We start from the raw sequence: 8897 nt of genomic DNA on the forward strand, positions 1-8897 counted from the left end.
AGTTCACGCACAAACCCGCTGGCCCTTTGACCAACATGTCTTGGTACGACCAACCATCAAGTTCCAGCACGCCGGATTGTCCTTGCAGCAGCCGTCCGCCAGGAACGACGTGCGCCAGCAACACGCCGCCCGCTCGTGCTACCGGAATCAGTTCACTGTCTGGATTGAATGCCACCCAGGAACGCACATTCGGATTCAGCTCACCACGCTCGACATTGTCGACCGTGACATCCACCGCCGTGATCTCTCGCAACCCGACATCGGTGTACGAGTCAATCAAACCTGGGTAAACGTGTTTTCCCTTTCCGTCGATCACGCGAGCCGCGTCGGGCAACCGGACTGAATTGCCCACTTCGCTGATCGTTCCGTTTTCAAACAGAAGCGAGCCATTGGAAACGGTTGAACCATTGCCGAGGTGCAACGTTGTGTTCCGAATCACGATGGGTTGCTTTTGAGGCGAACCGGGAACGATGTCGTGTGCTTGGGCGTTGGATTGCCATCCACTTGCACAGCAAACCAGTGCAATCATCCACAGCGACGACCAAGACCGGTTTTTCATCCACACCTTTTTCATGCAGTAGCTCATTGGACTTCCTCCGATCGTTGTGACATCGCCGCTCTTTGGGCAGCTTGCCGGGCGTTTTGTTGAACACTTTGTTGAGCACCACGTGAATTGCAGAACTCGTCGTAACGCAACCAGCGGTCTTCTTCTTCCAGTTCCATCACGAGATCACTCGAAAGGGTTTGGTTCTGCCTGTTGTTGGAACCTTTCTCCGAATCCGATTTCGGTTTGCCATCGAGCAGTTCCTGGATCAGTTGGTTCCGCCACGCCTCATCGCGAGCACGCAGTTTCGCCTCATCCTCCAGCCGGAACATTGGTCGTCCATCGATCCAAGTTTGTTCACAACGGGATGTCGTCGACATCGGAGGTCCGCTCCAGACGACCAAGTCCGCGTCCTTGCCGACTTCGATCGATCCCACGCGGTCCTCGATTCGAAGCTGCTTGGCAGGATTGAGCGTGACGAATTTCAATGCTTCCGTCGGGGCCACGCCGCCGTACTTGATCGCCTTGCCCGCCTCGGTGTTGAGGTGCCGGCCCATTTCAGCGTCGTCGCTGTTGTACGAAACCACGATGCCCTTGTTGTGCATCAAAACACCGTTGTAAGGAATCGCATCGTAGACCTCGAACTTGTAAGCCCACCAATCGGCAAACGACGATGCCATCGCACCATGTTCGGCCATGCGATCGGCAACCTTGTAGCCTTCCAAGATGTGCTGCAGCGATCCAATTCGGATGCCGAACTCATCCAGCACATCCAGTGTCGCCATGATCTCGTCTTGCCGATAACTGTGGCAGTGAATCCATCGGTTGCCGTCCTGGATTTCGACCAGAGCCTGCAATTGCAAATCCACTCGCGGCGGCAGCGTGTCACGTTGCCCCGCGTCCCAGCGACGATGGGCAACCGCATACTCACGAGCCGCCAAGAACTGATCCCGAAGCAATTGCTCGACGCCCATTCGCGTGTTGGGATATCGCGACGTGTTGCGTTTGACGTTTTCACCGAGCGCGAACTTGATGCCCAGTGGAGCGTCTTGGAACCGGAAGTCATCCATTGGGTCTCCCCAGCGGAACTTCACGACCTGGTTTTGGCCGCCAATCGGATTCGCGGAACCATGCAGAATATTCGCGGTCGTCACTCCGCCCGCCAATTGCCGATAGATCGTCATGTCGGTGTTGTCGATGAAGTCACCAATTCGAACTTCTGACGTGACGACTTGGCCGGACTCGTTGATCCCACCATCCGTCGCTGCGTGCGAGTGACAATCGATCAATCCAGGAGTGATGTGTTTGCCAGATGCATCGATGATTGTGCAATCCTCACCAATCGGCACCGCAATGTGTTCTTCCACCGCAACGATGCGGCCGTCTTCGACCAGCACATCCATCGGTGTTTCAGGGACCGCCAGATCGTCTCGATCTTCACAGGTCCAAACCAACGCTCCTTGGAACAAAACGCGGTTCACCGGAGCGACCGGTTCAGTTCGCCCGTAGGCACCGAGAGGACGAACGATTTGCAATTCGTCGACAACAGGTTCATCCTCAGCGGATGCGTCCGATTCCTGCTCGGTTTCGACCGCTGCAAGTTCACCTTCATCGGGATCCTCAGCACCCGCCTCTTTGGGATCCTCGACGTCGTCGCTTTCTTTGTCTTCGCCATCCGACGACTCGTTATCGGCAGATTCTTCTTTGGGGGTGTCTTCGGATTCCGTTTCCGGTTCGACCCAACTGGTTTCAAAGCGTCGGGCTGGCATTCCGATCGGATAGAACTCGATCGACAACGGTTCCGATTCCGAAACATCTGCCAAGGTTTTGGCTCCCGAGCGGATCACCACCCGATGCGTGCCTTCGGGCAGCCCGAGAGCTTGACACAGAGTGTCCTCGGAATCGTCGCAAGTGATCTGGCCAGCAAACTGGTCCAATCGTTGAACGATCTTCTTCAGCTTTTGCTTGCTGGTTTGTTCCATGGGTTCAGCATTCTGCTTCTCTTCCTCGCCATCCGCTTCTGATTCAGCATCGTCAGAGTCGTCCGATTCTTCCTCCGCGTCCGACTCTTCTTCGTTTGCGTCCTGCCCCGCATCGTCGTCGGCTTCCGTCTCCGTTGGCTCTTCTTCGCTGCTGGCCTCTTCGCTGGTTTCTTCCTCGGGTGTGGTGCCGATCAATTCGGCGGACAAACGGCCGTCCTTTTGCTCGATCGACAGCTCGACTTTGGTGGCCGAATCCGCTGGCATGCGAAGCTTCCACGAACCCACCAATGACTCCACTTTGGTTTCGGGTTCTTCGTTGATCACGAACTCTTGCCCATCGACCAACACCTTCCATACCTTGGTGTCTTTTTCAAACAAATCCCCCTCGGCGAGAATCAAGTTTGCCGACATGCCTGCGGCGATGCGTCCATGCGTTCGTTCCAGCCCCAGCAATCCGGCCGGCGTTGTTGTGAGCCCAGCAATGGCGTCGCGTCGTGACAGGCCGTGTTTCACTGCCGTTCGAAGACCAGCCAGAAACTTGCCCGGATCATCCAATCGATCCGTGGTCAAACAAATCGTCGCTCCCTGGCGAATCATTTCGGCCGGGTTCGTGGGAGCGAACTTCCAATCCATTAAATTGACCAGGTCGACTTCCCGAGCGGATTCGGGCGTGGACACATCGGGAGCCTCTGGAAAATCCAACGGCAACAATAGCACTCGCTCGAGTGCCGCGATGGCTTCCGCTTCGCGGTATTCTCGGCCAGAACCACGCACGATGGATCGCAGTGAAAACTCGTTGGCAATCTTCTGTGCACGCAGTGCCATCCGTTCGTTCGGGCAATCGAACACAAACGTCGATCCGCCCAACGCCCGATGCAATGTCTGCAATGTTTCGCTGTGATCCGGTTGTGGCAACGAAGGATTCGCGTCATGGGCCGCCGAGGCGTCTCGGTACCACTGCGCGTCGTACAACGACTGGCGAAGCAGCGCCACCGCTCCCATGGGCGAATTGGGATATCGTTCACCGGAATCATTTCCGCGAGGCACGGACAACGCCGCCGTCATCCACTTCAAATCCGCGATCCGCTGTGGCCCGGCATGGGCATTGTCGGCATCAGACTTTGATTCATTCAGCGACCACACCGAAGGCTGCCCGCCGATGATGCGGCCTTTGGGAGCCAGCACGGTGGTCGTGAATCCTTGGCTGCGAAGCTTGCTCGCATTCGGAACGCTCGACAAATTACCAATCTGACGATTGGCCACGATGTTCGCATTCCAGTAATCATCGCCCGAGGTCAACGAGTCACTCGGTGCCTCCTGCCAAGCGTTGATCCATCCGGCGTAGATTGTCTTGCCCGAGCAATCCACGACCCGGCACCCGGGAGGCGGGTCGATCGAATCGTTCACCGCGACAATTCGACCAGCCCGAATCAGGATGTCGCCTGTGGACGCGTCCTTCTCCGAGTCTTTGGAGGAATCGTCTGTCCCCTGATCTTTCAGATAGTGATCGGGATCGGTCACCAAAGTGGCTCCCGTCAGCAGCACGTCGGTGGGTGAATTGCTGCGAAGTCCCACGACGGGGGTGACTCCCCGAATGTCTTGGCCGTGAGCAACGATGGCGAGACACGCCACCGAAATGGTCAGCATCAGCCGACTCAAACAATTGGTAGATCTCAATGAACTCACTCGATTGAGGTTTGCGGACAACGATCGCCGGGCACATGCAATCTGTCTGCACCGAGCGTGGTAAGCCCGCCAGAAACGCAACGGTCGAAAACAGATTAGCCTCTCGCAGGATAGTCGCTGCGGCACTTCAACGCGAACCGCTCACTCCGAGGACGCTTGAGCCCTCCGCAGGGCCTTGGTGAGCAAGCGATCGAATGTGGACGCGAATGCTTTTTTGTCCTTGGGACCATACGGTGCGCTGCCGCCCGTTTCCACGCCCGCTCCGCGAAGATCGTCCATGAAGTTTCGCATCGAGAGACGACTGGCGATGGTCGCGGGAGAGTACTCCTCGCCGCGTGGATCGATCACATACAAACCTTTTTCGACCAGCAATCCCGCCAAGGGCAAGTCGGCTGTCACAGCCAAATCACCTTTCTCGCCATGATGAACGATATACCGATCCGCTTGATCGGCCCCTTCGCGAACGACCACGGACCGAACCGTCGTGGCATTGGCAGGCACTCCAATCGGAGCATTCGCGACCAAAATCGTTACCACATCCAAACGTTTTGCGGCACGGAATACAACGTCCTTGACGTCACGTGGTGCAGCATCAGCATCGATCCAGATTTTCACTTCATCAGGTTCCGGTGTGGATGACGGTTCCGTTGTGATCGATTCACCCAATCGATGAACGAGAAACACCGGGTGACGCCACAACAGAGAGTTGATTTCGGTTTAAACTAGCCGCTTCCAACCAACCTTCCCACCTCTGACTCCGGCATCACCATGAATCAACCCCTGGTTTCTCGCCACGTTCTTCGCGGAACAAGATTCCTACCCACGGCTGCATCGGCCCTTGGGCTGTTGGCCGCTTTCCTGTTTAGCGGACTCGCCCCTTCGAACACTTCCGCGGATGAACCGGCCAAAGCCAAACGGCCCAACATCGTCTTCGTGTTTTCCGATGACCATGCGTTGCAAGCCATCGGTGCTTACGGATCCAAAATCAACAAGACTCCCAACCTCGATCGCATCGCCAACGAAGGCGCCGTCTTTCACAACTCGTTCTGCGCCAATTCGATCTGTGGCCCTTCGCGAGCCTGCATCCTGACGGGCAAACACAGCCACATCAACGGTTTCCTACGCAACGGCAATCGATTCGATGCCTCGCAGGTCACGTTCCCAAAACTGTTGCAAGAGGTTGGTTATCAAACGGCACTGATCGGCAAGTGGCACCTGGGCACTGATCCGGTCGGTTTCAATCACTGGGAAATCCTTCCCGGACAAGGCAACTACTACAACCCTGACTTCATCCAAATGGATGGGTCACGCAAACGGTATACCGGCTACGTCACGGACATCATCACCGAGAACACGCTGAACTGGTTGCAGAACGAACGCGATGAAGACCAACCGTTTGTGCTGATGTGCCAACATAAAGCTCCCCACCGAAACTGGTCGCCTCCACCACGTCACTTTGATTTGTACAAAGGCGTCGACGTGCCCGAACCAGAAACCTTGTTCGACGATTACGCCGGTCGTTCGAAGTTGCTTCACGAAAGCGAGATGTCGCTGGAGAACCATTTCTACTGGGGCCACGACATGAAGTTTCATGGCGAGAGTTTGTTCCCCGAACAATTCTTGCCTCGTCTGGGCAATGCCGAATATCGCCGCATGAACGACGAACAAAAAGCCGCCTGGGACGCCGCTTATGAACCCGAGAACCAAAAGTTCATCGCCGACATGAAGGCCGGCAAGCTGTCCAGCAAAGACATCACCAAATGGAAATACCAACGCTACATCAAGGATTACCTTGGCACGGTTCAAGCGGTCGATGACAGCGTCGGTGAACTGCTGGCTTACCTTGACGAATCAGGGCTGGCCGAGAACACGATCGTGATCTACAGCAGCGATCAAGGGTTCTACCTCGGCGAACACGGCTGGTACGACAAACGCTGGATGTTTGAAGAATCGCTTCGCATGCCGTTCCTGATTCGCTGGCCCGGCGTGATCGACCCCGGCACTGAAAGCACCGCCCCCATCCAAAACATCGACTACGCTCCGACTTTCTTGGAAGCCGCCGGAGCTGAAATTCCCGAGGCCATCCAAGGGCGCAGCATGGTCTCGATGATGAAAGACGGTTGCCGAGCGTCATCGACATGGCGTGACGCGGTGTACTACGCGTACTATGAAAACGCGGCGGTGCACATGGTCCCCGTTCACGACGGCGTGCGAACCGAACGTTACAAGCTGATGTTCTTCCCCCGCAGTCGCGAATGGAACCTGTTCGATCTGGAAACCGATCCTCTCGAACTCAAGTCGGTTCACGACGATCCCGAAAACGCTGACATCTTGGCCGGGTTGAAAAAACGCTACGTCGATTTGCGTGATTTGTATGACGTCAATACCGCCACCATTCCCGCCACGCGAGGCGACGAACCGGGCTGGAGGAAGCGAAACATGGCGATGTCCAAACTGGCCAAGACCGCCAAACCCAAACTGGCCTTCATCGGTGATTCCATCACGCAGGGCTGGGAAGGCCGTGGCAAAAAAGTCTGGCAAGAAAACTACGCCAAGTACGACACCATCAACTTGGGGATCGGCGGCGATCGGACCGAGCACATCATTTGGCGATTGACCCACGGCAACCTCGGCAAGATCCAACCCGAAGTGGCGGTATTGATGATCGGTACCAACAACACCGGTCACTTCATGCAAGATCCAACGCAGATCGCCGAGGGGGTCGAAAAGATCCTTTCGATCCTGCGTGAGAAATTGCCTAAGACCATGATGGTGTTGCAAGCCATCATGCCGCGAGGCAAAACCAAGTTGGACTTGATGCGACTGAACAACATCGCCGTCAACGACCGCATCGCAAAAATGGCAGATGGCGAGAACATTGTTTACGTCGATTTGGGCGATCACTTCCTGAACGAAGACGGCACGATCGATCCCGCGATCATGCCCGATTACTTGCACCTGTCCGAAAAGGGTTACGAGATCTGGGCCGACGCCTTGGCCCCCACCCTCGAATCGCTGGGCCTCTAATTGTGGCATAGGTTTCCCGCCGTGATGGCAGACGCTATCGGCTGATATCCTGTGAAAAGGCCACCCAAGGCCATCCAGGGGCATCCATTCTTCAATGGATGCCCTTTTTTCGTGCCGTTGCCGCTCCCCTGGGCTTTCTGACTCGCTCCCAAATCCAATCGGATTGACGTGGCGACGCAATTGCCGCTCCCGGTAATCTGACCGGGCAAATCCGTCTCGACTTCCCGGAAATCCACTCTCAAACCAAGATGAAAATCGCCCTGGCTTTCTCTGGTGGTGGCGTTCGCGCCACCGTGTTTCACTTGGGCGTCCTTGCGCGACTCGCACGGGAAGATTTGCTCGGAAACGTCCAGATGATCTCTAGCGTTTCCGGTGGCAGTCTTGCCGCGGGGTTGGTGTTTTCAGCGACCAACAATCGTTGGCCCAGCAGCACGGAATACCTCCACGAGGTCGTGCCCCGAATCTTGCGTCTGCTGACCACTCAGAATCTACAGCGTTCTTACGTGATCAAGTCGCTGATGTTCCCCTGGCAAATCCTCAGCGGCCGCGCCGCGGTGCTGGGCGATGAACTCGAACGGCGTTGGCAAATCAACGGTGACCTTGCCGACCTGCCAGAGTCACCCCGTTGGTTGATCAACGCGACCTGCTATCAAACGGGCAAGAACTGGCGATTCCAACGCGACCTGATGGGGGACTACCAAACCAAATACATCGTCGATCCCAAACTTCGACTTTCCCACGCACTCGCCGCTTCGGCCGCCGTGCCTGGTTTGATCGGACCGTTGATTGTGAAAGCCAAGCACCATCGCTGGAAAGAGATGCGAAACGACAAGTGGCATTCGATTCCGGCCAAGTACAAACGGCTGCACCTCTGGGACGGCGGCGTGTACGACAACCTTGGCGTGGAAGCACTCTTCAAACCCGGCATCGGCTTGGTCGACGGCACCGACTTCTTGATCGTCTGTGATGCCTCGCGGCCTCTGGGCAGCGAATCGCGTCGATCGAAGTGGCGTCCTGGATACCTGAAAGCTTCCATGCGTCTGGTCGATGTTGCCACCGATCAAGTCCGCAGCCTACGAGCACGAATGTTGATCGACCACTTCAAGAAAAACCCCGGCAGCGGCGCGTACTTGCGTCTCGGTTTGAAGAGCAAGCGATCCACCCTGCGGGTTCATGACGCAGGCGAAGACGTTGCGAACGGATCCGGCATTCGCGATTCGCATTGGACGGAGCAACCGTCGCTGACAGACGAGGAAGTCGATCGAGTCTCCCGGATCGAAACCACCCTTCGCCGATTGAACCACCAGGAGTTCAGTCTCCTGTTTCGGCACGGCTACGAAGTCGCCAACGGGACCCTGGCCCGCTACGGCGGCGAATCGCTCGAAAAAGTCCCCCGCAACCGAGTGCTTCTACGAGCTGCTTGATCGGAAACACCTGCGTCATTTCGCTCTCCTGCCACCAGCGTCGAGCAAAGCGAGACAAGGTCGACCACCAACCAGTTACCCGAAGTCTCCGTTTACAATTTACAATTTCACTTTTTCAATCCGCCCACCGGCTCATCGCTCGCCACCTGTCGCCGCTCCGCGGCTTGCCGCGCGTCGTACTGACGCCCAAGACCTCGGGTTGAAAACCCGAGGCTGGCAACTGTCACCGCTCCG

Annotated in this window: 4 protein-coding genes and 1 pseudogene; 2 read left to right on the forward strand and 3 right to left on the reverse strand. The window is 56.5% G+C overall.

Features of this window, described 5'->3' with window-relative positions; translation table 11 throughout:
• The 3 genes and pseudogenes from ACF8AM_RS08685 to ACF8AM_RS08695 form a co-directional block, all read right to left on the reverse strand.
• Positions 1 to 574: pseudogene (locus ACF8AM_RS08685) on the reverse strand (imidazolonepropionase); the annotation flags it as partial.
• Positions 575 to 582: 8 nt separating this feature from the next.
• Positions 583 to 4173 carry an amidohydrolase family protein gene (locus ACF8AM_RS08690; protein WP_392555257.1) on the reverse strand — a complete coding sequence of 1197 codons (3591 nt, stop codon included), beginning with the start codon at positions 4171 to 4173 and terminating at the stop codon, positions 583 to 585.
• Positions 4174 to 4353: 180 nt separating this feature from the next.
• Positions 4354 to 4827: a YaiI/YqxD family protein gene (locus ACF8AM_RS08695; protein WP_392555258.1), complete on the reverse strand. Its 474-nt coding sequence runs from the start codon at positions 4825 to 4827 to the stop codon at positions 4354 to 4356.
• Positions 4828 to 4980: 153 nt separating this feature from the next.
• Here ACF8AM_RS08695 and ACF8AM_RS08700 point away from each other — a divergent pair, with 153 nt between their 5' ends.
• Positions 4981 to 7239: a sulfatase/phosphatase domain-containing protein gene (locus ACF8AM_RS08700; RefSeq protein WP_392555259.1), complete on the forward strand. Its 2259-nt coding sequence runs from the start codon at positions 4981 to 4983 to the stop codon at positions 7237 to 7239.
• A 248-nt stretch (positions 7240 to 7487) separates the two neighbouring features.
• Entirely contained in the window at positions 7488 to 8663 is a 1176-nt protein-coding gene (locus tag ACF8AM_RS08705; protein WP_392555260.1) for a patatin-like phospholipase family protein, read from the forward strand.
• Positions 8664 to 8897: the final 234 nt, after the last annotated feature.

The sequence above is a fragment of the Rhodopirellula sp. JB055 genome (assembly GCF_043100905.1).
In the GTDB taxonomy this organism is placed as follows: domain Bacteria; phylum Planctomycetota; class Planctomycetia; order Pirellulales; family Pirellulaceae; genus Rhodopirellula.